Origin of the sequence: Pseudoalteromonas sp. Angola-4 (genome assembly GCF_028599265.1) — a bacterium.
In the GTDB taxonomy this organism is placed as follows: Bacteria; Pseudomonadota; Gammaproteobacteria; order Enterobacterales; family Alteromonadaceae; genus Pseudoalteromonas; species Pseudoalteromonas atlantica.
Genome location: NZ_JAQREK010000002.1, coordinates 83,767 through 106,830, shown reverse-complemented (window position 1 = coordinate 106,830; position 23,064 = coordinate 83,767). Strand labels below are relative to the sequence as shown.

Here is a 23,064-nt window from a genome sequence, read left to right as displayed (position 1 = left end):
TTTTAGGTTGACGTTTACGTCAACAGGAAGTAGTCTGAATTCATAAAATAAATAGGTTGACGTAAACGTTAGCTTGTAGGTTTAAATATAGATGGAGTTCCTATGAAAGTTCTCGTTCCAATAAAAAGAGTGATCGATTACAACGTTAAAGCACGCGTAAAGGCTGATAACAGCGACGTTGACTTAGCAAATGTAAAAATGGCAATGAACCCATTTTGTGAAATTGCGATAGAAGAGGCCATTCGATTAAAAGAAGCGGGCACAGCAACAGAGGTTATAGCGGTAACAATTGGTGCAAAAGCAGCGCAAGAGCAGCTACGCACCGCACTTGCATTAGGTGCAGATAAAGCCATTCACATCGAAACCGATGAAAAACTAGAATCGCTGCACATTGCTAAATTATTAGCAAAATTAGTTGAGCAAGAAGCCCCAGAACTAGTTATTTTAGGCAAGCAATCTATTGACTCAGACAACAACCAAACAGGCCAAATGCTTGCGGCTTTAACTAAGCGCGGCCAAGGTACGTTTGCCTCTAAGGTGGATATAAACGGTAACACAGTGAATGTAACTCGTGAGGTAGATGGTGGCTTGCAAACTGTTGCACTTAAACTGCCCGCTATTGTAACTACCGATTTACGCTTAAACGAGCCTCGCTATGCATCGCTGCCAAATATAATGAAAGCAAAGCGTAAACCACTTGATGTAATAGCAGCAGATTCGTTAGGTGTAGATTTAACACCCCGCGTACAGTTAATGAAAGTAGAAGAGCCGGCTAAGCGTAGTGGCGGTATTATTGTTGAAGATGTAGCCCAGCTGGTAGAGAAACTTAAAACAGAGGCAAAGGTGATTTAAATGAAAACACTTGTAATTGCAGAGCACGATAACGGTGCACTAAAACCAGAAACCTCAAAAACAATCAATGCGGCAAGTAAATTAGGCTTTGATATAGATGTACTTATTGCGGGCTTAAATATAGGCGCAATGAGCGAACAGGTTGCCAGTATTGAAGGTGTAACAATTGTACTCACTGCCGATAATGCACTTTATCAGCATCAGTTAGCTGAAAATATGGCCGAGCTTGTTTTAACTATTGCCGATAATTATACGCATATTGTTGCCAGTGCAACCACCACAGGTAAAAACTTTATGCCTCGCGTTGCAGCGCTTTTAGATGTTGCGCAAGTGTCAGAAATAATAGAAGTAATAGATAGCGGTACATTTAAACGCCCCATTTACGCCGGTAATGCAATTGCCACGGTTAAATCGCTTGATAGTAAAAAAGTGATCACCGTACGAGCGAGTAGTTTTGACTTACAAAGCCAACAATCACCTGCCATCATAAATGCATTAGATACGCTAAGTGATAATCAATTAAGTGACTTTGTAAGTGTTGAACAAACCGAGTCAGAGCGTCCTGAGCTAACTGCAGCTGAGGTGGTTATATCAGGTGGTCGTGGCATGCAAAATGGTGAAAACTTTGCTTTATTAAACGGTATTGCTGACAAGTTAGGCGCTGCAATTGGTGCGTCTCGTGCTGCCGTTGATGCAGGCTTTGTACCTAACGATATGCAAGTAGGGCAAACGGGTAAAATCGTGGCGCCTAATCTGTATATTGCCGTGGGCATAAGTGGTGCTATTCAACATTTAGCAGGTATGAAAGACTCAAAAGTTATTGTAGCGATTAATAAAGACCCAGACGCACCTATATTTCAGGTGGCAGATTACGGCCTGGTTGCTGATTTATTTGAGGTATTACCGCAGCTTGAAAACGCGCTATAAACATATTCTGGTTGTAAAGCCGCGGTGAACTTAGGTTCCTGCGGCTTTTTTTATTCAGCCTCAACCAAAGAATAATGATGCGCTGACAAAGTATCTAAAACACGCTTATCTTTTAATAAATTGAGCAGCAGCTCTGTTTGTTCTACAGAGCGGCTCGATTGGCTATTTACCAATAAAATTAGTGGGCGAACAAACGTATATTCACCATTTTTAATAGTTTCATCTGAAACGTTAACGCCATTGATACCGAGTAAATTTATTTTATTTATTTTTTTAGAGCCCTGCAGCTGCGAGACTGCACCGTAAGAGTCAAAAGCAATGGCATTGGGCATGCGTTGTACTATGCCAAGGGCTTGGTTAAATTCGTCATACATTTGCACTTCCATTTTAGGAAATAACCCTCGGTTACCAGCCTGCTTTAGTTTAATTGTATTACCATTTGGAACCCGCATAAAAGATAGGTTTAAAAACTCTAATAAAATATCAAATGTGCCATGGTTATAGGCCTTACTAAACAGAAGAATTTTATTATCTCTTTGTGTCTCTGGTTTATAATCTGGGTTAATTTCTTGCCACGTCTTATATTTGCCCGAATAAATGTCGCTGAGTTGCTCTACGCTTAGCGAATCAATGTTATTTTTTTTATTAGTAAAAAATACCAGCGCATCTTGCGCAATAACAATTTGACGTACATGAGGGTATTGCTCTTGCTCTGCATTGGTTAAATAGCGTGATGCTGTACCAATATCAATAATGTTTTGTGCTATGGCTTTAATGCCTTTAGTACTGCCCATAGAGCGGATTTGCATGGCTGTATTAGTTTGCTCTTCATAGTTGGGCTTTAATAAATGCAATAGGTGCGAGACCGAAGAAGAGCCGCCTATAAGTAAAGGCTTGTGATCGGGGGCAATATCAGAAACTGATGTTGCAATGTTAGAGGAAGAAAGCAGTACGGTGGCTGCCAAAATAAGGTTTTTTATCATGCTATTAGCCAAATAACGAATTCGTTATAAAACTATAGTTCAAAATTTATAAATCTCTAATTTATAAACAGTATTTTACAAAGCCATAATTAAAAAACAACAGGCATTAAAAAGCCAGCAAAAAAGCTGGCTTTTAAAATCAATTAATTTGATTAGTAGGTTGCGCTGCCTTTAGTACGAGGGAAGGCAATCACATCACGTACGTTGCCCATACCTGTAACATAAGCAACTAGGCGTTCAAAACCTAAACCAAAGCCAGAGTGTGGCACGCTACCGTATTTACGTAAATCGCGGTACCAGCTGTAATCTTCTTTGTTTAAGCCCATTTCATCTAAACGCGCATCAAGCACATCAAGGCGCTCTTCACGTTGTGAACCACCAATAATTTCACCAATGCCTGGTGCTACAACGTCCATAGCGGCAACGGTTTTACCGTCTTCGTTTTGGCGCATGTAAAACGCTTTAATATCGCGCGGGTAGTTTTTTATAACAACCGGTGCTTTAAAGTGCTCTTCAGCTAAGTAGCGCTCGTGCTCAGATTGTAAATCTACACCCCATTCAACGGCGTACTCAAACTTTTTACCACATGATTTAAGTATTTCTACGGCGTCAGTGTAATCAACTTGGGCGAAGTCTTTTTCTACAAACTCTTCTAAACGGCTAATCGCTGTTTTTTCGATACGTTGTGCAAAAAATTCCATATCGTCACGGCGCTCTTCAAGTACCGCTTTAAATACGTACTTAAGCATGTTTTCAGCAAGTTTTGCAATATCTTCTAAATCAGCAAATGCTACTTCAGGTTCAACCATCCAAAACTCAGCCAAGTGACGAGACGTGTTTGAGTTTTCTGCACGGAATGTTGGGCCAAAGGTGTAAATTTTTGACATAGCCGATGCGTATGTTTCACCATTTAACTGGCCAGATACCGTTAAAAAGGCTTCTTTACCAAAAAAGTCTTCGCTGTAATCAACGTCGCCTTTATCAGTGCGTGGCAAGTTTTGCATATCAAGTGTTGATACGCGGAACATTTCACCTGCGCCTTCACAGTCACTGGCTGTGATGATTGGGGTGCTGATCCAGTAAAAGCCTTGCTCGTGGTAAAAACGGTGAATAGCTTGTGCTAAACAGTTACGCACACGTGTTACTGCACCTATCATGTTTGTACGTGGGCGAAGGTGAGCGTGCTCACGTAAATACTCAATGCTGTGGCGCTTAGCGGCCATAGGGTATGAATCTGGGTTTTCTACCCAACCTAAAACTGTGACAGAATTAGCTTGAATTTCAAATGACTGACCTTTACCTGCAGATTGCACTAACACACCAGTAACCGACACAGAACAACCGGCTGTTAAGCTAGTAACTTCATCATAATTATTTAGTGAATTAGGAACTACCGCTTGAATAGGATCAAAACACGAACCGTCATGAACGGCTAAAAATGATATTCCTGCTTTTGAATCGCGGCGTGTACGGATCCAGCCTTTTACTGTTACTTGGCTGTCTACCGCAACATTGCCTTTTAATAGCTCTGAAATCGCTAAATGGCTCATCTTCACTCCAATGATATAAGTTGCCTAACTGTATAATATTAACTACTCAACGCAGCGGTTAAATTTACTGCGTTGAACTTGAACCGTGTATCTTACCTAGTTAAATAAAATAAAAAAACTATTGTGAGCAACTCTTTAAAAGTTTTTATGCAAGTGGGTTACTTTTAAAGCGTTTTTTGCTTTAAATTACCACTATTGTTATTTGGTGCTCTGAAATTTAGTGATTTTGTGGCATTATTACTGCGTGTTGACTCTACGGATTGAAATTAGCCAACCTTGAGGCTATTTAATCACCGAGCAAAATTTGTAAGCTAGTGGGCGCGCTAACTGCTTCAGCGTTATTCTAATGGCTTACAATGATGAAATAATAAGTAACAATTAAGCCGGTAAATCAGCACATCATAATTTTAACTATTTAATATTTACCATTACCCAGAAATGGATGCTATGAAACAAGTTTTTATTTTAAGAGGGCTACCAGGAAGTGGTAAGTCTTACTATGCACAAACCCTAGCCGATGAGCTTGGTGGAGTAGATACAAGCCAGTATTTAATTTGTTCAACCGATGACTACTTTGTCAATGAACAAGGCGAGTATCACTTTGATAAATTTAAACTACCGCAATATCATAATTTAAATTTAGCGCGCTTTATAAATGCTTTAGCGCAAAATATTCCGCTTGTAATTGTTGATAACACCAATATAAAAAAATGGGAGTTTATTGCGTACTCTCAAGCAGCACATGCACTTGGTTATCAAGTTAAAGAAGTTATTGTTGGTGAAGTAAAAGACAAGTCTATGCAGCATTTATACGCTAAGCGCAACACGCATAACGTGCCTTTAAAAACCATTAGTAAAATGGCGTACATGTTTGAGTGGTAGGTGAGTGTTACTTATGGCTTATTTAAGCTTTATTAAAGCGCTTAAATCACATTGAGTAATGGCATCTAGATGAGCAGTGATTTTTTCATTGCTCCAATCCCACCAAGCTATATCTAATAACGTACTTATTGTGTTGCTATCAAACCTGGGCTTAATTACTTTTGCCGGATTACCACCTACCACGCTATAAGGGGCTACATCGAAGGTAACCACCGATTTACTTGCAATGATAGAGCCACTGCCAATATTTACCCCTGGCATTATGGTTGCGTCATAACCAATCCATACATCGTGACCGATAACCGTATTGCCTTTAAAGGGTAACTCGCCAGCCTGCGGGGCCGATTTTTCCCAGCCGTTGCCAAATATAAAAAATGGATAGGTAGAAAACCCCGCTGTTTGATGATTAGCGCCGTTCATTATAAAGGTCACATTTTTAGCTATGGCGCAAAACTTCCCAATAATGAGACGATCCCCAATAAAATCGAAATGGTAAAGGACATTTTTTTCGAAGTTTTCAGGGCCGTCAGGATCGTCGTAATAGGTATAATCACCCACCACTATATTAGGCGAGGTAATAAAGTTTTTTAAAAAGCCAACCTGAGGAAAGCCCTCAACAGGGGCTGGGTTATTTGGATTAGGGCCCTGTTTAGACATAGCTACCTCATAGTTTAATTATTGTTTTTTATACACAGCCAGCGGGTGAGTAGTAACAATAGATACATGAACGCTGTCACCCGGATTAACCACAACCTCGTGGCTTACACGGCTAGTAACGAGCGTATTACAGCTTAATTTAACCGCACATAAACGGCTGCCACCTTCAAAGCGTACCCAAACAACTTCACCGTTAGGTTGATTTAAGTTTTGAATAAGCTGTACATCGTCAGGGCGAAGCAACACATCTACATCGCCACTGTCGCAGTCTATACCTTGGCCTGGTGCTACGCCAATACTGGTGGTTGCTTGGCCATTTTCAAACTGCCCAGCAATAAAGCTTGCCTCACCTAAAAAGCGTGCTACAAAGCGGTTGTTTGGCATGCTAAAGCATTGTTCAGGGCTATCGAGTTGTTGTATTTTACCGTTTTGTAATACACCTACACGGTCACCTACCGAAAGCGCTTCTTCTTGGTCGTGAGTAACCCACACGGCAGGCACTCCCGCTTCTTTTAAGGCGTTTCTTATATCCCAGCGCAGCATATCTTTTAATGCGGCATCAAGGTTAGAAAGTGGTTCATCAAGTAACACAAAATCTGGCTGGTGAGCAAGTGTACGCGCAAGTGCTACACGCTGTTTTTGACCACCAGAGAGGGTGGCTGGCTTTTTTGCTCTAAAATCATTTAGACCAAGTAGTTTAACCCAATGATCGGCAATGGCGGTGTCTTTTAATCTAAAACAAATGTTTTGCTCAACCGTTAAATGTGGAAACAATGCAAAATCTTGAAACACCATACCAACACTGCGTTTTTCAGGGGGCACATTACGTTTTGGCGTTGCGCGCCATTTGCCTACGTTTATTTCGCCCTCGCTAATGGGGATAAGCCCTGCAAGTGCTTGCAATATTGTACTTTTACCGCAGCCCGTAGGGCCTACTAGCATGAGAATTTCATTTTCACCTAACGATATATTTAAATCGCTTACTACACGGTTACTGCCGTAATCTATAGACAACTGGCTTACAGATAGCATTTGTTTTTAAATCCTCAATGTTCGAGTTGGTTACGTTTTTCGCCAGACATCATAATAGCTAAGCCACAGGCAGAAATCACCACTAACAATAATCCGGGAATGGCAGCACGGCCAAAGTAACCGGCTTCGTACACACGCCATAAATAGGTTGAAAGGGTTTCGAACCCGGTCGGGCCTAGCAATAGCGTTGCTTCAAGCTCGCGCATTGATTCTAAAAATACCAATGCAGCACCGGCAATAATACCACGCATTGTTAGCGGCAGGGTAATGCGAGTAAAGGCTTCACGCGGGCTTGCGCCTAATACGCGCGCCGACTTTATTAAGCTTTGATCTAAATGCTCTGTACTGGTGCGAATAGAGCCAACGGCAAGCGGTAAAAATCGTAGCATGTAAGCAATAATTAGAAGCGCTAATGTTTGATATAAAAACGGGAGTTGCAAGCCGCCATATACCAGCGCGGTGCCCATCACAATGCCAGGAATACCAAAACCAAAATAAGTAACACGCTCCATTATTCTGCCGGCTTTTCCGCTTAATGCGGCATGAGCAACAGGAATAGCCACAATAACCGCCACTATGGCAGCAATGGCTGAGGCATACGCTGAGTTCCACGCTATGCTAAAGTCAAAATTGTTGTAACCATCGCGTGCTAGCCAAACAAAAAATATCGCCAGCGGTAACCCAATAGCTAACAATAAAATAGGGCCAAACGCAGCAATCATTGCGGTTATTTGCCATTTAGTTGGAAATAAAACCAGTGGGCGACCGTGTCGTTCAGAGGCGGTTTTTATTTGTGATTCTATTAAAAGTAAAAAGCCAACAATAACCATTAATTGCAGCGACAACATCGCGGCGCGCCCTAATGCAAACGCATTGTATTCTACATAAATTACCCGGGTAAAGGTATCTAGGCGCATCATTGCGGGTGTACCAAAGTCTGAAAGTGTATACAGCGCCACTAATAATGAGCCCGCTGCAATACCGTTAACTACACGGGGTAAAATTACTTTAAACACACTTTGTGTCATCGACATACCCAAGGTGCGCGCTGCATTTACCATGCTGGCATCTAAACTGAGCAATGATGAGCGTGTGGTCATCATTACAAAAGGGAAGGTATACAAGGTCATTACAATGGCTGCACCGCTTAACCCGTACATGGGTGGGGTTTTAAAGCCAAGTAGGTTATTTATTTCACCCCCTGGGCCAAACGCAGCGTACAAAGTAAATGCGCCAATATAACTTGGAATAGCCAAGGGTGCGGCAAAAATCACCAGCCATATTTTTTTAAAAGGCAAATGCACATAAGCACTTATAAAAGCCAGTGGTACCCCAATCAGAATTGAGCCTAATACGGTTAAGCCCATTAGCGATAACGTATTGCCCAGTATTTTTAAATTATGACTGTCAAAAAGGGTACTGGAGTCGCTAGCAAGGGTAATTAAAATATAAACAGGGGTAATCGTAATGAGCGCTGCAAGCAGCGCCATTGGGTAAGAAGCAGGTATTCGCATTTATAAAACGCCGTTGTTGCGCATCAAGTTGATGGTGGGGCGTAAATCCGCAAGTTGAGTTAAATCAACCTTTGGTGGAGATATGTCACTCAGCGACGGTAAGCCTGCCGGTTGAGTAATGCCATTAACAAGCGGTATTTCATACGCTTCTCGGGCTAAATAACCTTGTACTTCTTCGCTTAATAAGTAACGCATAAAATTAGTAGCAAGTGGGTCATCGTTTAGCGTTAAAATACCCGAGGCATTGACTAAACAACCTGCATCTTGTTCGGTAAAGGCTAAGTCTAATTTAGCATCTGGTTTACCCGATTTAAGACGCAGCGTGTAGTAGTGATTAGCAAAACCAATATCTACTTCACCACGTTCTACTGCCATTACAACACCGAGTTCACCGGCGTATGTTTTAGCGCGCTTTTTAACTTTTTTAAGCCATTTAGCAGTTTTATCATCGCCTTCTAAAATACGCATAGCGGTAACAAACGATTGAAACGATGCATAAGCAGGGGCCCAACCAATTGATAAATCGCTATCTGCAATGTCCATTATGCTTGTTGGAATTTGATCTTTAGTTAAACGCGATGTGTTATACGGTAAGGTTCTGATCCGACCGGTAACCGGCGCCCATTGATCGTATCTAAATTGTGGTTGTAACTGTGCAGATAAATCACTCGGTAGGGGCTTTGCAAGGCCTGCATCGGTAACTAGGCCAATAGCGCCTGAGTCAACCGCCCAAAATAAATCGGCACGGCGTACACCTGCCTTTGCCTCTGCCACAATAGTATTGGCAAGTGCAGCAGTCGGACCGCGGCGAATAGCTAAGTTAAAGTCAGGATTTTTTTTCTGAATCGCTTGTAATACATTTTCATACAAACCACCTTCACCACGGCCTAGGTATAAGGTTAAATCACCTTTAAGCTTTGGTAAATTATCAACAGAAACTGGGTTTGCTATATCGGCAGCTAGTGCGCGAGAAAGGGGCAGTGGCAAAGCGCCAACAACCCCTAACGCAGCTAGGCCTTGTATAAAGGTCCTACGCTTCACTTAAAAAACATCCTTACGCGACTTCTCCGCTTTTTCTATTAGCGTTTTAGCGCGGTCTAATTTAGTGTGCATATCACTTACCACGTCACGTACTTCATCAACGCTTTTAGCGCTTTTAATTGTTTGCGGTAGTGTTACGTTAAAATCTTTTTCCAGCACTTCTACTAGTTTTGCATCTTGTTCGATAAGCGTACCTTCTACGCCTTCAAAAAGGTGTAAATACGTATCGTGAACAATTTCAGTGGCTTCTTCGTTTAAGCGCTCTGCAAATTTAGCAACAACACGGTCAAGCTTGTGCTTGATTTCGTCAATGGTGGCACTTTGGGTCATGCCTTCTGTAGCAGTGGCTTTAACTGTATCAAGTAAGCCTTTTTGCTGGAATTTTGCCGCAAGCTTAACAGCACCAAGACCTTGCCACAAGGCTATGTTCATGGCTTTTTGCTGATTGCGCACTTCTTGGGCAGGCTTGTTGTTATCAATGGCCATTTTTACACCATAAATACCTTGCCAAATTGAGGCATATACAGGCACAAAGTTAGTTTCAATGGCGCTGTGAAACTTAACCGACTCCCAATATTCAATAAAATCGTCGCTGTTTACAGCCTTAGCACCGCTTTTGCTGTAGTCAGTTACCATGGTGTCTACTTTACCAACAATCCATTCAACTTCTTCTGAATAGTCTTTAATGTTTTCTTGTAAATGGTTTACGTGCTCACCAATTGGGCCGTTAGCTAGCGCCGGTTGCGTTACAAAAGCAGAAGCTAACAATAAGCTTGCACCTAATGTTTTTACAGATTTAGAAAGGTGTTTCATAGTAAAGAGTCCGAAAAGGTAATTGTAAATGATAGACATTATCATATCCGTAATATTTACTAAAATCAATATAACAAATACGTCAATGCAAAGCTCAAAACCTGAGCAAAATTAATACCTAACAGGCAAATAATGACTATGCCTCTTAGGTATAATTTAACGCTTAGCAGTAATGCTTACCTGCAATTGCAGTGTAAATGGCATCACATAAGGTGTTTATACTGGCTGAGTCACTTATATACGGGGGCATTAGGTAAATAAGTTTACCAAAGGGTCTAATCCATACGCCTTGTTCTACAAAAAAGGCTTGAATTTTAGCAACATCTACATTGCCAGCAGCATCAGTTAGCTCTACAACACCTATTGCGCCTAAGGTACGCACATTGGCAACAGCATCTAATTCATTGCACTTTTTAAGCTGTTGTAGTTGAGTGTTTATATCGCTAATGCGTTGTTGCCAATCCTGCGCTAAAAGTAAATCTATACTGGCGCACGCAACCGCACAGGCAAGCGGGTTGCCCATAAATGTAGGTCCGTGCATCAAAACGCCGGCTTCGCCTTCACTAATGCCTATGGCTATTTTATCACTGGTTAATGTAGCTGAAAGGGTCATTGAGCCACCGGTAAGGGCTTTACCAATACATAAAATATCGGGCTCTATATTAGCGTGTTCTACAGCAAATAATTTACCTGTGCGGCCAAACCCTGTGGCTATTTCATCACAAATCAGTAATACATTATATTGTGTGCATAATTTACGAACGCAGGCTAAATACGCGGGGTGATAAAAGTTCATGCCGCCGGCGTTTTGTACTATGGGCTCAATAATAAAGGCGGCAACCTCGTGGTGGTGCGTTTTAAAGTATTGTTCAAGCGTTTTGGCTTCTGCTTGGTTAAACTCGCCATCAAATTTACTCACAGGAGCGGGTACAAACACATGCTCTGGTAAAAAACCTTTATATAAACTGTGCATAGAATTAACTGGATCGCACACGCTCATAGCGGCAAATGTATCACCATGATAACCCTTATACGGCGTCATTAATTTTTGCTTGTGTGTAAACCCTTGGCTTAACCAATATTGCAGCGCCATTTTAATCGCTACTTCTACACTTACCGATCCGCTATCGGCTAAAAACACCTTAGTTAAACTTTTTGGGGTAATTGTAATAAGCCTTTTACACAGCTCTACCGCGCTGTTATGGGTAATGCCGCCAAACATTACATGGCTCATACTATTAATTTGTTCAACCATGGCGTTATTTAATACCGGATGATTATAGCCATGAATTGCGCTCCACCATGAGGCCATGCCATCAATGAGTTGCTCGCCGGTTTCTAGGTAAATTAAATTATGATTTGCATGAGTAACAGGGTAAACCGGAATAGGCTGTGTCATTGATGTGTAAGGGTGCCAAATATGGTCACGATCAAAATCAAGGTCAATCGTTTGTTTTTTATTCATATGTAAACTTTAACGTGGTGGGTTTCGTTGACAATGGTACTTCAAGACGTAGACTAATCCAACATCACCACTGAGAAAAATAAGAGACTACTATGGAACTTGCACCTGTTCGCCACGATTGGACCCACGCCCAAGTAAAGGCATTATTTGAAATGCCATTTAACGATTTATTATTTAAGGCGGCATCGGTTCATCGCGCTAACTTTAATCCTAACGAAGTACAAATATCTACTTTATTATCTATTAAAACAGGGGCTTGCCCAGAGGATTGTAAATACTGTCCGCAATCGGGGCATTATAAAACCGATTTAGAGCGCGAGCGCCTACTAGAAGTAGAAAAAGTGGTAGAGCAAGCACGCCTAGCTAAACAAAAAGGCGCAACCCGTTTTTGTATGGGCGCAGCATGGTCAGATCCAAAAGACAGAGACATGCCGTATATTTCTAAAATGGTAAAAGAAGTAAAAGAACTTGGCCTAGAAACCTGTATGACACTTGGTAAACTTACCAACGAAAAAGCACATGAACTAAGTAGTGCAGGGCTTGATTACTACAATCATAACCTTGACACTTCGCCTGAATATTACGAGCAAATTATATCTACGCGTACCTTTGAAGACAGATTAAATACCATAGATCACGTACGTGATGCCGGCATGAAAGTATGCTCAGGCGGTATTGTTGGTATGGGCGAGCAAGCAAGCGATCGTTACGGTTTATTAATGCAGCTGGCAAATTTACCACAACAACCAGAAAGCGTACCTATTAATATGCTGGTAAAAGTAAAAGGCACACCGCTTGAAAACGTAGACGATTTAGATCATTTTGAATTTATACGTACTATAGCAACTGCCCGTATTATGATGCCACACAGCTATGTGCGTTTATCGGCAGGTCGCAGCGCCATGAACGAGCAAATGCAATCAATGTGCTTTTTTGCAGGCGCTAACTCAATATTTTATGGTGATAAGCTACTCACCACCGAAAACCCAGAGGCCGATGCCGACATGAAGCTAATTAAAAAATTAGGCATGAACCCAGAAAAACACCAAGACTACTCAGACGAAGCCGTTGCCGCATCACTGTCATCGCAAGTGGCCGATAAAGCAACCTCAGCCTTATTTTACGAAGCCTAAGCTTACCCTTTATGCCATTTGAATTTTTAAATACGCATTTGCAGCAACAACAGCAACATGCGCTATTACGTAAACGCCATGTGGTGCAGCGCGCTACAGCACGTACTATTACGGTAAATAACGCAACGTACCTTAATTTTGCCAGTAATGATTACCTAGGCTTTGGTGATTGCAGTATTAACCTTGAGCAGAACAACGTACTCGGTAGCCACAGCTCACCCTTAGTAACTGGGTATCAGGCGCAGCAACAACAGCTTGAGCAACACTTATGTAGTGCACTTGGCTACGAAGCTGGCATGTTGTTTAACTCGGGCTTTAGTGCAAATAGCAGTGTAATTAAAGCGCTGTTTAACGATAAAAGTGCGGCGCAAAACAGTGCAATTTTTCAAGATAAACTCAACCACGCCAGTTTGATTGACGGCGCAATGCACTCAAATGCCGCATTGATCCGCTTTAACCATAATGATTTAAAGCATTTACGTTCGCGGCTCGAAAAATCAAAAGCACACAATAAGCTAATTATTAGCGAAGGGGTGTTTTCGATGGATGGCGACACCGCCCCCATAAAAGAGCTGCTTGCTTTAGCTAAAGAGCACAATGCCTGGCTTATGATTGACGATGCACATGGTTTTGGCGCACTAGGTAAAACCGGTTTAGGTAGCTGTGAGGCATTATTAGATGAAGGCTTAGCACTTCCCGATATACTGGTTATTACCTTTGGAAAAGCAGTAGCAAGCAGCGGGGCCTGTGTATTAGCAAATAATGAATTTATTAATTACATGCTGCAGTTTAACCGCGACTACACGTATTCAACCGCTATGTCGCCGCTTATGGCATCACTTACGCTTACGCGCTTGCAATCCATTAAATGTGCAGATGTTAAACGCGAGCAGCTCAGTAGTAACATTGCTTTTTTTAAGCAGCTTTGTAAACAACACGCCATTGCGGTAATGGAGTCAAACACTGCTATTCAGCCCATTGTACTTGGCTGCGCCGAGCAAACGTTACACGCAGCACAAAGGCTTAAACAGCAGGGTATTTGGCTAACTGCTATTCGCCCACCTACGGTTGCGCACAATACCGCGCGGTTACGTGTAACCTTAACATCGGCGCATACCCATTCAGATATAACAGCACTTGTTGAGCACTTAAAAGGCGCCATAGCATGATTGCGCAGGCTTTAGCTCATACCCACAGCAAACAAGCTTTAAATAAAAAGCCCGCGCTTTTACCTATAAATGGGGCATCAAAAAACTGTGCGCAAATACAAAGTGCTGAGCAAGTACGCCCTCATACAGCGCTTAAAAAGGGGGCGAATGATAAGTTTTCTAAAGCAGCTGAGCAGTACAACAGCCATGCCAATGTACAAAAACAGGCAGCAAGCGATTTATTTAAATTAATAAACTCCCAGTCATACAACCAAAATAAGCGCTGTGTAGATTTAGGAGCTGGCCCACTGGTTAATACCTCGCAGCTGAGCAAACAATACGGCCAAGTAATCGCGATAGATTTAAGCTTAAACATGCTTAAAAGCGCTGCATTAACTAACCCAAAAATTTGCGCCGATATGGATAACCTGCCGCTACAAGCCAACAGTATTGACGCCATATTTAGTAATTTTGCAGTGCAGTGGTCGGCTAATTTTGAAAAATTAATGCAGGCGCTTTATAAAAGCTTAAAGCCTGGTGGACATGCTTATATAAGTACCGTAGTGGCGGGCTCGCTTAACGAAATTAAAACAGCGTTTGCAGCGCTTGATAACCGCAGCCATATAAATACCTTTAATACACACGCTTATATAAATCAGTCGGTCCAAAATGCGGGGTTTAGTATTAATAGCTCGCAAAAAGTAATTTATACCGATTGTTATTCAAGCCCGTTAAAAGCCATTAAATCTATTAAAGCCATTGGTGCTACAACGCAAAATCATGCTAATTCACGCCAAGGGTTATTAACTAAGTCGGCGCTACAACGGGTATGCAATGCGTATCCGCTTTTAAACAATCAAGCGTGTGTATCTTACCATGTGGTATTGTTATCATTACAAAAAAGCCATGAGTAGCTAATACTAAAATTAATCAAGGCAGTAAAATGAAAGAATTTTTTATCACCGGTACCGACACCGACGCCGGAAAAACCCACGTGACTAGTTTGCTATTAAAGCTACTTGCCCAACATAAAAAAAACGCAATTGGCTTTAAGCCACTTGCCGCAGGCTGCGAAATGGCGTTTGATCAGCTAGTTAATGCCGATGCACTAATGCTAATGGAAAGCGCCACGGTCAGTGCCAAATACGATGTAATAAACCCCTTTGCCTTTGCGCCGCCCATTGCGCCGCACATAGCCGCAGAGCAAGTAGGGGTAACCATTACGCTCGATAAACTAAGCGCAGCGTACTCAACACTCAAACAACAAGGTGCCGATTACCACCTAACCGAAGGCGCTGGTGGCTGGGCACTACCAATTAATAACACCGATTATTTATATGATTGGGTTAAGGCCGAGCAACTACCCGTAATTTTAGTAGTAGGCATGAAACTAGGCTGTTTAAACCATGCTTTACTTACCGCTGCCCATATGCAAAGTTTAGGTATTAACTGTGTAGGCTGGATTGCCAACCAAGTAGACCCAAATATGGACGAATACCAAGCTAACCTTGATTCGTTAAAAGCACGCTTGCCATTTCCTATTTTGGCTATAAGCCCATACAGCGAGCAGACCCCTAAACTGCAAATATACAAAACCTTACTTAATACCCTCAATATACAAAGCTAATTGTGGCTGCTTTGCCTTTTTAAATGCAAAGCAGTTTTTATATTAAATACATGAGCTTATTAATTGTATTTACGCCTTGAAATTACCCCCTTTAGTACACATATTACAAGTTAAAGCTATTGTTACTAAGGAAATAAACCGCTACATGACGCACCCATATATTAAACGCTTCGCTCAAAACACACAGGTAACGGGGGAACCCGAGGTAAAGCCAAGTGCTCAGCCTAAAACCCGTGTGGGCATTTTAGGTGGCGGCACAGCAGGGGCAACAATAGCTATTCGATTAGCAGCGCTAGGGATTCATACCACTATTTTTGAGAAAAAAAAGTCACTTATAGATGGCCCACCTATGTGCCATTTACACGCTGGTGGTAATTTATACCGTGAAATACCAGACGAAGACTGCATAGATTTACTCAAGCAATGTATCGATATTTTACGCCTATACCCCTACACCATAGATGTACGCCCAACCGTGTTTGCAGTGCCAACGCGCGATGACGACTCACCCGATGATTTACTACCACGATTAAATAAAATCACCAACGCGTATAAAGAGTTAGTTGAGCAAGATCCTAACAACAAAGTACTTGGCGAGCCCGACAATTACTACCAGCTGTATAGCCATGAACAAATGATAGCGCTGAGTAAAAAAGAGCAGGTTAGTGAGCCTAAAACGCTAGATGAGTGGATGATCCCCGTTGCTAAGCACCTAAACTTAAACAAAGTAAAATACCCGCTAATTGTTGCTCAAGAATACGGGTGGAATATTTTTAGGTTATCGGCCAGCGCCCAACTTGCGCTTGCCCAGTACGAACACGCTAATGTACTTACCAGCACAGAGGTAAAGCAAGTTAGCCAAGTTGAGCAAACCAGTGCCAATAACCAATCGCCAACCTGGAAAATTGAATACCAAAACAACCAAAGTGACACTACGCAAACACTAGAGGTAGACTACCTTATTAATGCCTGCGGCTTTCAAACCGGTATTGTAGATGACATGGTAGGTGTAGAGGCCAAACGTATGGTCGAATTTAAAGCCTCTTACATTACGCATTGGCAAGGTGCTGGCGGGCAAATTCCAGAAATTATTATTTATGGTAACCGTGGCACGCCAGAGGGCATGGCACAGCTAACGCCTTATCCTAATGGCTATTATCAAATTCATGGTATGACCAACTCAATTACCTTGTTTAACGATGGCCTAGCCGATACCAACGAGCAAAGTGCACAGCCGCAATTGCCAGCTAAATACTTAAATTACATAAACAATGGGTGGGATCAGCAAGTACTAAAAGCACGTAGTCAAAAAGCCATTGATTATGTAGCCGAGTTTGTTCCGGCATTTAAAAACGCCAACACGCAAAACAATGCCTTGTTTGGTGGCCAGCAAATCCCAGGAGAAGACGACACCTTGCGCGTCGCCGATGTTAGCTTATATTCGCATATTAGCTACGCACGTGCAGAAAACGTCAAAGCGTCATCTACCTTAATCGCTGCCGATGAAATAGTGGCTGAATTTACTAAACTTGGCCTAATAAGCGACGATGCGCACATAAATGAGCATCGTACACATCACCAGTGGACGTATCTTCAACAACACAATCATGCAGATATAACCAAGGTGGCACAATTGCTTGCAAAAGAGCGCGGTTTTCCTACAGATATGGCAACGATTAATAATTGCATTACAAGTAGCGGAATAACCAGCAACTAATTGTTTTTATTGGCGTAACGAGGTTTAATAATTGTGTTACGCCACACTTTACTCCCTTTTTAAACTCCTCAAAAAATTTATTAATAAACCTGCAAATAACCCTTGCGTTATGACATAGTTTGTCACAGAATAGCCTCAACGCCATGACATAGTGTGTCATAGCGTAATGATTGCTTTAACCTAATTTTATTTTATGTTCGGTGATCAAACCTATTTTTGTGAGGACAATATGAAACGTATATTTTTGTTTTTATTAACTAACCTAGCGGTTATGTTGGTATTAGGTGTAGTGCTTTCAATAATAATGAGCGCGCTGGGTTTAAGCCATCGTAGCCTTGGCGGAATATTACTTATAGCCTCTGTATTTGGCTTTGGTGGCTCGTTTATTTCGTTATTTATGTCTAAGTGGATTGCTAAAAAATCAACAGGCGCACAGGTAATTACTCAACCACGCACCGAAACCGAGCACTGGCTTGTACAAACTGTATCAGCACAAGCGCAAAAAGCAGGTATAAAAATGCCTGAAGTAGCAATTTACGATAGCCCAGAAATGAACGCCTTTGCAACCGGCCCAAGTAAAAACAACTCGCTGGTGGCGGTTAGCACAGGTTTATTACATAACATGAATCAAGACCAAGCCGAGGCCGTACTTGCCCACGAAGTATCGCACGTTGCTAATGGCGACATGGTAACGCTTACGCTAATACAAGGCGTGGTAAATACCTTTGTAATATTTGCCGCAAAAGTACTGGCAGGCATAGTTGATAACTTTTTAAATGGCGATGAAGAAGAGGGCGGTAGTAGCTGGTCTTACTTTTTATTCGACATGTTATTCCAAGTTGTATTTGGTGTGCTTGCAAGCATAGTGGTAGCAAGTTACAGCCGTAAGCGTGAATTTGCAGCCGACAGCGGCGCAGCTAAATTAGTAGGTGCAGACAAAATGCGTTCAGCACTTGAGCGATTAAAGCAAAATCACCCATCGCAATTACAAGGCTCAATGATGGCCTTTGGTATAGCAAGTGGTAAAGGGATGGCTGAACTGTTTTCATCTCACCCTCCGCTTGATGCGCGAATAGACGCCCTGCGTAAATAAGCTAACCCTTATTTAAAAACACAAAAGCCAGCTAATTAGCTGGCTTTTTAGTATGTAGTAACCGGTTTTTATCAAGGGTTAAAGTTATTTACCAAAAATAATATCGGTAATGCCCTCAGGTGAGAGTATTTCTATCCAGTAGCCGTCAGGGTCTTTTATAAATGCTAAGCCCTTCATTGAACCATCATCTGGCTTTTTAACTAATTCTACATCGTACTTTGCAAAGCGCTCACTGGCTACGTATACATCGGGTACGCTAATACCAATATGGCCAAAGCCTTTAGGCTCTTGGTTACCGCTGTGGTAGCCCTCAAAGCTATCGTCATCTTCTGTACCCCAGTTATGGGTAAGCTCAATTAGCGCAGGGCGACCAAATACCCATTTAGCTTTGGTTTTATCATCACCTTGCGGCTGCTCTGGCTCGTAGCCTAAAAAGTACAGGGTAAACTTCATTTCAGGAAAGTCATACTTACCTAACAGCTTCATACCTAATACATTTTGATAAAATTCGAGCGACGGTTTGGGATCTTTAATACGCAACATAGTTTGCTGCATCACATAGCCTTTAGTGGCCTGTTCAATTTGCTCTGGCGATTCGTTATAGCTAGACATGGTAATCCTTTGTATAAATTAAGAAGCGAAAACTTAGATATAATGCTTAAGTTATCATAATCAACCATCGTCTAAATTTAAACTGCTTTAAATTACTATTGCCTATCTTATTCATACAGTTTTAATTTGTAAGCATGTACGGTTTAACTAAAGGCTATACGTAATTTTAACTACAGGGAGTAACTATGTTTTTTGATGATATGCAGGGCTTAATACGCGTACTTATTATTGGCGTGCTGGGTTATGTAGCGCTGGTGTTTTGGCTGCGTATATCGGGTAAGCGTACGCTTTCTAAATGGAACGTGTTTGATTTTATTGTCACTATTGCGCTGGGCTCTATTTTAGCCTCGGTGATCATTACAAAAAGCGTTGCGCTGCTAGAGGGCATGCTCGCGTTTATTGTGTTAATAGGGCTGCAATATTTTATTACGTGGCTAAGTGTGCGCTTATCTAAATTTGCTTCGCTAATAAAAGCAGAGCCTACGCTATTGCTGAGTAATGGAGAATACTGCACGGCGGCACTTAAATCGCAGCGGGTAACAAAATCAGAAATTCGCGTTGCCATTCGTGGTGCGGGTATATTAGCCATAGAAGATGTAGCCGCTGTAGTGCTAGAAACCGATGGCAGTTTTAGTGTACTAAAGCAAAATAACAGTGGGTTAAAAACCGCGCTGAGTGATGTTAGCGAGCAATAAAGTAAGCCGCTAGTACTTATATTAATTAAGGCAGGTTTAATACCTGCCTTAATTTGTATTAAAGCCTAATTTATTTAGCGTGCTGCTCTAACAAACTAAAGGTAGGTAAACGCCACTTAAAGCGAATTGATGCCATACGTATTAAGTAGCCTGCAACAAGGCTTACAATAATGCTGATGTTGTCATCAATATTGTAATGGTGCAGTGCCAAGAATAAGCAGGCAACCAGTAACGATACACTCGCGTATAGCTCGTTATGTAGTACTAAAGGTGCTTGGCGACATATTAAATCGCGCAGTAAGCCACCAAATACACCGGTTATAACCGCAGCCACTACACAAATACCGTAATGCAGGCCCATATTTAGCCCCACTTGGCAGCCAATAATACTAAACGCCGCAAGCCCCAGTGCGTCTAAGCGCATAAATATGCCTTAAAATTAAACCACCCATTTAGCAAGCCACGTAGTAACAATGCCCGCTATACAGGTTAGGGCGTGTTGACCTTTGGTGGTTGGATTTGCAGCAGAATGTTTGGTTTTAGGCAAGGCAGAGTCTATGCAGTGTGGTTGTTCCCCATAAATAGACGATAACGCAGCAAAAAGACCAAACATGCGCTCCCCTTTGGATTCTTCCTAAGGGCGATTAACTCATTGTTGCTCGGTTTTTACTTAGCCCACTAGGTTACAAACCTCGCGCCGCGATTTAATCGCCCTTAGATTGAACAAATCTCAACCCACAAAAGTCAGCACGCCCTGATAGATACTCTGGGTGCTGAACCCAGGTAAGTGGGTAATTGCCTAGTAAAATATCACGCACGCTGCCACCACCAATTGCCGTTGCACTGGCAACCAGTAGAACGCCAAACCAATCAATTTTCACTCGCCCAGCGCTAAGTGCGCCGGTCATGGCTTCTGCGGTAATACCAACAATATAAACAACGGTTAATAGCATGCGATAATCACTTGAAATCTGTGCGTAAAAATAAGGTGTGGATTGTATAGATAAATTATGTAAATAACGAATGAAAAATCACACTAAAAACGCTTAATTCAGATAGAAATAACTAATAACAAAACCGAGTGTAAACAAGCTGTTAAGCTAATAGCTTCGCAAAAGTTAGCAGTAGTAGAATAAAGGACAAATGGCCGTAATTTATAAAATAAAACAGGCTATTTTATTGCTGCATTTTAAAGCTCAAAGCTCGGTATTTTCCCTATACGGTTAAGTGTTTTGCCAACTAATTGGCGTGTTTAAATTAACCTAATATGAATATTTGGTTGCGTGGTAGCAATTTAGGAACGTATACTAACCACTCTTAACTTAAATGGAATTTGCGTAATCGCAGCTTAATCAGCACAGGTAAATACATGAACAAAGGATTGTTAAAAGCGTGAAATGACGAAAAGGGCTTTGGTTTTATTAAATCAGACACCCTAGAGCACGACACCTCTATACACATTTCAGCGCTCAAACACATGAGCCGCAAGCCTAAAGTGGGCGACACCATTTATTTTGAAGTCGCTACACAGCCCGATGGTAAAACCAAAGCCGTTAATTGCCGGATTGAAGGCGTAGCTGCAATTAAAGTCACGCCTAAAAAATCAAACCATCATCGTGTTGCTAAATCTAATTTTACCGATAGCTTTTTAGGCAAAGTCGCCTCAATTAGCATTATCGCCGTACTTGGCTTTATCGCAGTAAATAAATACAGCCATTATCAAAGTAGTGAGCAGTTTAATAACCACACTCCCGTTATTACCAACGCCGATTTAGCCACCTTTGATGAGCAATACCCAAAAGCCGTGATTCCAAAAAGCGTTATTCCAAAAAGCACGCAAAATTTTACCTGCGATGGCAGGCAGCACTGCAGCCAAATGACTTCACGTGCAGAGGCGGTGTTTTTTATAAATAACTGCCCGAATACTAAAATGGATGGCGATAGAGATGGTTACCCCTGTGAGAGGGATTCACGGTTCCAAGATGAGTGGTAATTTTAGAAACCGATTAGTTAAAAAGTTAAATTTAAGATAGATTTCACTGTATGCTGTATATAAATACAATAGTTTGCAATTTGTCCCATAACATTATTAAAAAGCGTTTGGGGTTAAATAACAAAGGCTACTGAGTAGAAATTGTTATTGTCTGATTATAAACGAGTTGTTTGGTGTAATTATCGAACAACATAATATACGCCGTTTTGGGGTGTTAAAAGCCACCAAAGTGGTATTCAATAAGCTGTTAACATATAAAATCAATATAGTAGGGTAGTGTGACGTAAAAGGATTCAAAGCCAAAGCAAAGCGTTAGAGTTCTCATTAGTTCATCATTAATATTTTGGAGTGTATATATGCCCTATGATTTGGGTAAAAGGTTAGTAATTGGCGTTGCATCAAGTGCAATGTTCGATTTAACTGAGTCTGATAATGTTTTTCGTACTAAAGGTGAAGAGGAATATCGTAAATATCAGTCTGATAACATTGATAATCCTTTAGAAAAAGGGGTGTCATTTTCGTTTGTTAAACGTCTACTTTCTCTAAATGATTTGAGTGATAAGCCGGACATAGATCCGCTGGTAGAAGTTGTATTGTTGTCGCGAAATGACCCAGATACAGGGCTTCGTGTTATGAAATCAATTGAGCATCATGGCTTGCCTATTTCGCGTGCGATTTTTATGCAAGGTAAATCTCCATATGACTATATTCCAGCTTTAAGTATTTCTTTGTTTCTATCAGGTAATTCGTCTGATGTGAAAGAGGCGATAAGGTTAGGTTATCCGGCAGGTCATGTAATGCAATCGACGATTATCGATGAAGATGATGACGACTTACGAATCGCTTTCGACTTTGACGGTGTTCTTGCTGATGATGAATCAGAATCTGTTATGCACAACACTAACGATCTTAGCCAGTTTCATGAACATGAAACTAAGAATGTATTGCAACCTCATAATCCCGGTCCGTTAAAAGAGTTCTTGGTTAAAGTCTCAGCAATTCAAAAAATTGAAGAGAAGAAGAAGCAATCAGAACCTTATTATCGTAATCGTCTAAGAGTTTCAATTGTTACGGCAAGGAATGCGCCTTCACATGAGAGGGCTTTAAATACACTAAATGAGTGGGGCGTAATGACAAATGATGCATTCTTTTTAGGTGGTGTTGATAAAGGTCTTATATTAGGGGTACTCAAGCCTCATATATTCTTTGACGACCAGTCTGGTCATTTAAGCTCGACAAGCTCAGTTGCTCCGTCAGTTCATATACCATTCGGTGTTAAAAATACTGAAGATAGTGCGGAAAAAGAATTTTAACAAAGTGTTTAGGGTGA

The 23,064-nt window shown here is 41.5% G+C and carries 22 protein-coding genes and 1 pseudogene; 12 read left to right on the top strand and 11 right to left on the bottom strand.

The window, feature by feature from the left end; translation table 11 throughout:
* Positions 1 to 102: 102 nt before the first annotated feature.
* Together PSH48_RS02920 and PSH48_RS02915 are read left to right on the top strand one after the other, a co-directional pair.
* Positions 103 to 852: an electron transfer flavoprotein subunit beta/FixA family protein gene (locus PSH48_RS02920; RefSeq protein WP_054982548.1), complete on the top strand. Its 750-nt coding sequence runs from the start codon at positions 103 to 105 to the stop codon at positions 850 to 852.
* The gene (locus PSH48_RS02915) at positions 853 to 1,779 is read left to right on the top strand and encodes an electron transfer flavoprotein subunit alpha/FixB family protein (protein ID WP_273610874.1); all 927 of its coding nucleotides are present in this window, start codon (positions 853 to 855) and stop codon (positions 1,777 to 1,779) included.
* Between the two features lie 50 nt (positions 1,780 to 1,829).
* Here the strand turns inward: PSH48_RS02915 and PSH48_RS02910 are convergent, their stop codons facing one another.
* Positions 1,830 to 2,762: a PstS family phosphate ABC transporter substrate-binding protein gene (locus tag PSH48_RS02910; RefSeq protein ID WP_273609215.1), complete on the bottom strand. Its 933-nt coding sequence runs from the start codon at positions 2,760 to 2,762 to the stop codon at positions 1,830 to 1,832.
* 152 nt (positions 2,763 to 2,914) lie between these two features.
* Positions 2,915 to 4,312 carry an asparagine--tRNA ligase gene (gene asnS, locus PSH48_RS02905; RefSeq protein ID WP_024033570.1) on the bottom strand — a complete coding sequence of 466 codons (1,398 nt, stop codon included), beginning with the start codon at positions 4,310 to 4,312 and terminating at the stop codon, positions 2,915 to 2,917.
* Positions 4,313 to 4,759: 447 nt separating this feature from the next.
* Here asnS and PSH48_RS02900 point away from each other — a divergent pair, with 447 nt between their 5' ends.
* Positions 4,760 to 5,194, top strand: coding sequence for an ATP-binding protein (locus PSH48_RS02900; protein ID WP_004586647.1), 435 nt, complete (start codon positions 4,760 to 4,762; stop codon positions 5,192 to 5,194).
* A gap of 18 nt (positions 5,195 to 5,212) precedes the next feature.
* Here the strand turns inward: PSH48_RS02900 and PSH48_RS02895 are convergent, their stop codons facing one another.
* From PSH48_RS02895 to bioA, 6 genes are all read right to left on the bottom strand, one after another.
* Entirely contained in the window at positions 5,213 to 5,851 is a 639-nt protein-coding gene (locus PSH48_RS02895; protein ID WP_273610873.1) for a Vat family streptogramin A O-acetyltransferase, read from the bottom strand.
* Between the two features lie 18 nt (positions 5,852 to 5,869).
* Positions 5,870 to 6,883, bottom strand: a complete 1,014-nt coding sequence (locus tag PSH48_RS02890; RefSeq protein ID WP_273610872.1) for an ABC transporter ATP-binding protein — start codon at positions 6,881 to 6,883, stop codon at positions 5,870 to 5,872.
* 14 nt (positions 6,884 to 6,897) lie between these two features.
* A complete protein-coding gene (locus PSH48_RS02885) occupies positions 6,898 to 8,397 on the bottom strand; it encodes an ABC transporter permease (protein ID WP_273610871.1) in 1,500 nt (499 codons plus the stop codon).
* Positions 8,398 to 9,438, bottom strand: coding sequence for an extracellular solute-binding protein (locus tag PSH48_RS02880; RefSeq protein ID WP_004586642.1), 1,041 nt, complete (start codon positions 9,436 to 9,438; stop codon positions 8,398 to 8,400).
* Positions 9,439 to 10,251 carry a hypothetical protein gene (locus tag PSH48_RS02875; protein ID WP_273610870.1) on the bottom strand — a complete coding sequence of 271 codons (813 nt, stop codon included), beginning with the start codon at positions 10,249 to 10,251 and terminating at the stop codon, positions 9,439 to 9,441.
* A 163-nt stretch (positions 10,252 to 10,414) separates the two neighbouring features.
* Positions 10,415 to 11,716, bottom strand: a complete 1,302-nt coding sequence (gene bioA / locus PSH48_RS02870; RefSeq protein ID WP_273610869.1) for an adenosylmethionine--8-amino-7-oxononanoate transaminase — start codon at positions 11,714 to 11,716, stop codon at positions 10,415 to 10,417.
* Between the two features lie 92 nt (positions 11,717 to 11,808).
* Here bioA and bioB point away from each other — a divergent pair, with 92 nt between their 5' ends.
* The 6 genes from bioB (at position 11,809) to htpX (ending at position 18,434) form a co-directional block, all read left to right on the top strand.
* The gene (gene bioB, locus PSH48_RS02865; RefSeq protein WP_004586639.1) at positions 11,809 to 12,849 is read left to right on the top strand and encodes a biotin synthase BioB; all 1,041 of its coding nucleotides are present in this window, start codon (positions 11,809 to 11,811) and stop codon (positions 12,847 to 12,849) included.
* Positions 12,850 to 12,860: 11 nt separating this feature from the next.
* Entirely contained in the window at positions 12,861 to 14,018 is a 1,158-nt protein-coding gene (locus tag PSH48_RS02860) for an aminotransferase class I/II-fold pyridoxal phosphate-dependent enzyme (protein ID WP_273610868.1), read from the top strand.
* Positions 14,015 to 14,911, top strand: a complete 897-nt coding sequence (locus PSH48_RS02855; protein ID WP_273610867.1) for a methyltransferase domain-containing protein — start codon at positions 14,015 to 14,017, stop codon at positions 14,909 to 14,911. The genes PSH48_RS02860 and PSH48_RS02855 overlap by 4 nt, the downstream gene beginning before the upstream one ends.
* Positions 14,912 to 14,940: 29 nt before the next feature.
* The gene (bioD, locus tag PSH48_RS02850) at positions 14,941 to 15,624 is read left to right on the top strand and encodes a dethiobiotin synthase (protein ID WP_273610866.1); all 684 of its coding nucleotides are present in this window, start codon (positions 14,941 to 14,943) and stop codon (positions 15,622 to 15,624) included.
* A gap of 145 nt (positions 15,625 to 15,769) precedes the next feature.
* Positions 15,770 to 17,341, top strand: a complete 1,572-nt coding sequence (locus PSH48_RS02845; protein ID WP_273610865.1) for an FAD-dependent oxidoreductase — start codon at positions 15,770 to 15,772, stop codon at positions 17,339 to 17,341.
* A 229-nt stretch (positions 17,342 to 17,570) separates the two neighbouring features.
* On the top strand, positions 17,571 to 18,434 hold the full coding sequence (gene htpX / locus PSH48_RS02840; RefSeq protein ID WP_029773622.1) for a protease HtpX: 864 nt from the start codon (positions 17,571 to 17,573) through the stop codon (positions 18,432 to 18,434).
* An 84-nt stretch (positions 18,435 to 18,518) separates the two neighbouring features.
* On the opposite strand, the gene gloA is transcribed toward htpX, so the two are convergent.
* On the bottom strand, positions 18,519 to 19,046 hold the full coding sequence (gloA, locus tag PSH48_RS02835; protein ID WP_273610864.1) for a lactoylglutathione lyase: 528 nt from the start codon (positions 19,044 to 19,046) through the stop codon (positions 18,519 to 18,521).
* Between the two features lie 185 nt (positions 19,047 to 19,231).
* Between gloA and PSH48_RS02830 the strand changes: the two genes are divergently transcribed.
* Positions 19,232 to 19,741: a DUF421 domain-containing protein gene (locus tag PSH48_RS02830; protein WP_273610863.1), complete on the top strand. Its 510-nt coding sequence runs from the start codon at positions 19,232 to 19,234 to the stop codon at positions 19,739 to 19,741.
* Between the two features lie 70 nt (positions 19,742 to 19,811).
* Here the strand turns inward: PSH48_RS02830 and PSH48_RS02825 are convergent.
* A pseudogene (locus tag PSH48_RS02825) lies at positions 19,812 to 20,234 on the bottom strand (trimeric intracellular cation channel family protein); the annotation flags it as partial.
* Positions 20,235 to 20,445: 211 nt separating this feature from the next.
* A complete protein-coding gene (locus tag PSH48_RS02815; protein ID WP_443197865.1) occupies positions 20,446 to 20,694 on the bottom strand; it encodes a trimeric intracellular cation channel family protein in 249 nt (82 codons plus the stop codon).
* A gap of 467 nt (positions 20,695 to 21,161) precedes the next feature.
* Here PSH48_RS02815 and PSH48_RS02810 point away from each other — a divergent pair, with 467 nt between their 5' ends.
* Complete coding sequence (locus tag PSH48_RS02810) at positions 21,162 to 21,734, top strand: excalibur calcium-binding domain-containing protein (protein WP_443197867.1); 573 nt, start codon at positions 21,162 to 21,164, stop codon at positions 21,732 to 21,734.
* Positions 21,735 to 22,090: 356 nt separating this feature from the next.
* A complete protein-coding gene (locus PSH48_RS02805; protein WP_273610860.1) occupies positions 22,091 to 23,047 on the top strand; it encodes a 5'-nucleotidase in 957 nt (318 codons plus the stop codon).
* Positions 23,048 to 23,064: the final 17 nt, after the last annotated feature.

Bases quoted from the DNA above. Each gene is read 5' to 3' on its own strand.
- PSH48_RS02910 (WP_273609215.1), bottom strand. From the start codon at position 2,762: ATGATAAAAAACCTTATTTTGGCAGCCACCGTACTGCTTTCTTCCTCT.
- PSH48_RS02845 (WP_273610865.1), top strand. From the start codon at position 15,770: ATGACGCACCCATATATTAAACGCTTCGCTCAAAACACACAGGTAACG.
- PSH48_RS02900 (WP_004586647.1), top strand. From the start codon at position 4,760: ATGAAACAAGTTTTTATTTTAAGAGGGCTACCAGGAAGTGGTAAGTCT.
- PSH48_RS02895 (WP_273610873.1), bottom strand. From the start codon at position 5,851: ATGTCTAAACAGGGCCCTAATCCAAATAACCCAGCCCCTGTTGAGGGC.
- bioA (WP_273610869.1), bottom strand. From the start codon at position 11,716: ATGAATAAAAAACAAACGATTGACCTTGATTTTGATCGTGACCATATT.
- asnS (WP_024033570.1), bottom strand. From the start codon at position 4,312: ATGAGCCATTTAGCGATTTCAGAGCTATTAAAAGGCAATGTTGCGGTA.
- PSH48_RS02860 (WP_273610868.1), top strand. From the start codon at position 12,861: ATGCCATTTGAATTTTTAAATACGCATTTGCAGCAACAACAGCAACAT.
- PSH48_RS02915 (WP_273610874.1), top strand. From the start codon at position 853: ATGAAAACACTTGTAATTGCAGAGCACGATAACGGTGCACTAAAACCA.
- bioD (WP_273610866.1), top strand. From the start codon at position 14,941: ATGAAAGAATTTTTTATCACCGGTACCGACACCGACGCCGGAAAAACC.
- PSH48_RS02815 (WP_443197865.1), bottom strand. From the start codon at position 20,694: ATGCTATTAACCGTTGTTTATATTGTTGGTATTACCGCAGAAGCCATG.
- htpX (WP_029773622.1), top strand. From the start codon at position 17,571: ATGAAACGTATATTTTTGTTTTTATTAACTAACCTAGCGGTTATGTTG.
- bioB (WP_004586639.1), top strand. From the start codon at position 11,809: ATGGAACTTGCACCTGTTCGCCACGATTGGACCCACGCCCAAGTAAAG.
- PSH48_RS02855 (WP_273610867.1), top strand. From the start codon at position 14,015: ATGATTGCGCAGGCTTTAGCTCATACCCACAGCAAACAAGCTTTAAAT.
- PSH48_RS02920 (WP_054982548.1), top strand. From the start codon at position 103: ATGAAAGTTCTCGTTCCAATAAAAAGAGTGATCGATTACAACGTTAAA.
- PSH48_RS02830 (WP_273610863.1), top strand. From the start codon at position 19,232: ATGTTTTTTGATGATATGCAGGGCTTAATACGCGTACTTATTATTGGC.
- PSH48_RS02875 (WP_273610870.1), bottom strand. From the start codon at position 10,251: ATGAAACACCTTTCTAAATCTGTAAAAACATTAGGTGCAAGCTTATTG.
- PSH48_RS02885 (WP_273610871.1), bottom strand. From the start codon at position 8,397: ATGCGAATACCTGCTTCTTACCCAATGGCGCTGCTTGCAGCGCTCATT.
- PSH48_RS02890 (WP_273610872.1), bottom strand. From the start codon at position 6,883: ATGCTATCTGTAAGCCAGTTGTCTATAGATTACGGCAGTAACCGTGTA.
- PSH48_RS02805 (WP_273610860.1), top strand. From the start codon at position 22,091: ATGCCCTATGATTTGGGTAAAAGGTTAGTAATTGGCGTTGCATCAAGT.
- gloA (WP_273610864.1), bottom strand. From the start codon at position 19,046: ATGTCTAGCTATAACGAATCGCCAGAGCAAATTGAACAGGCCACTAAA.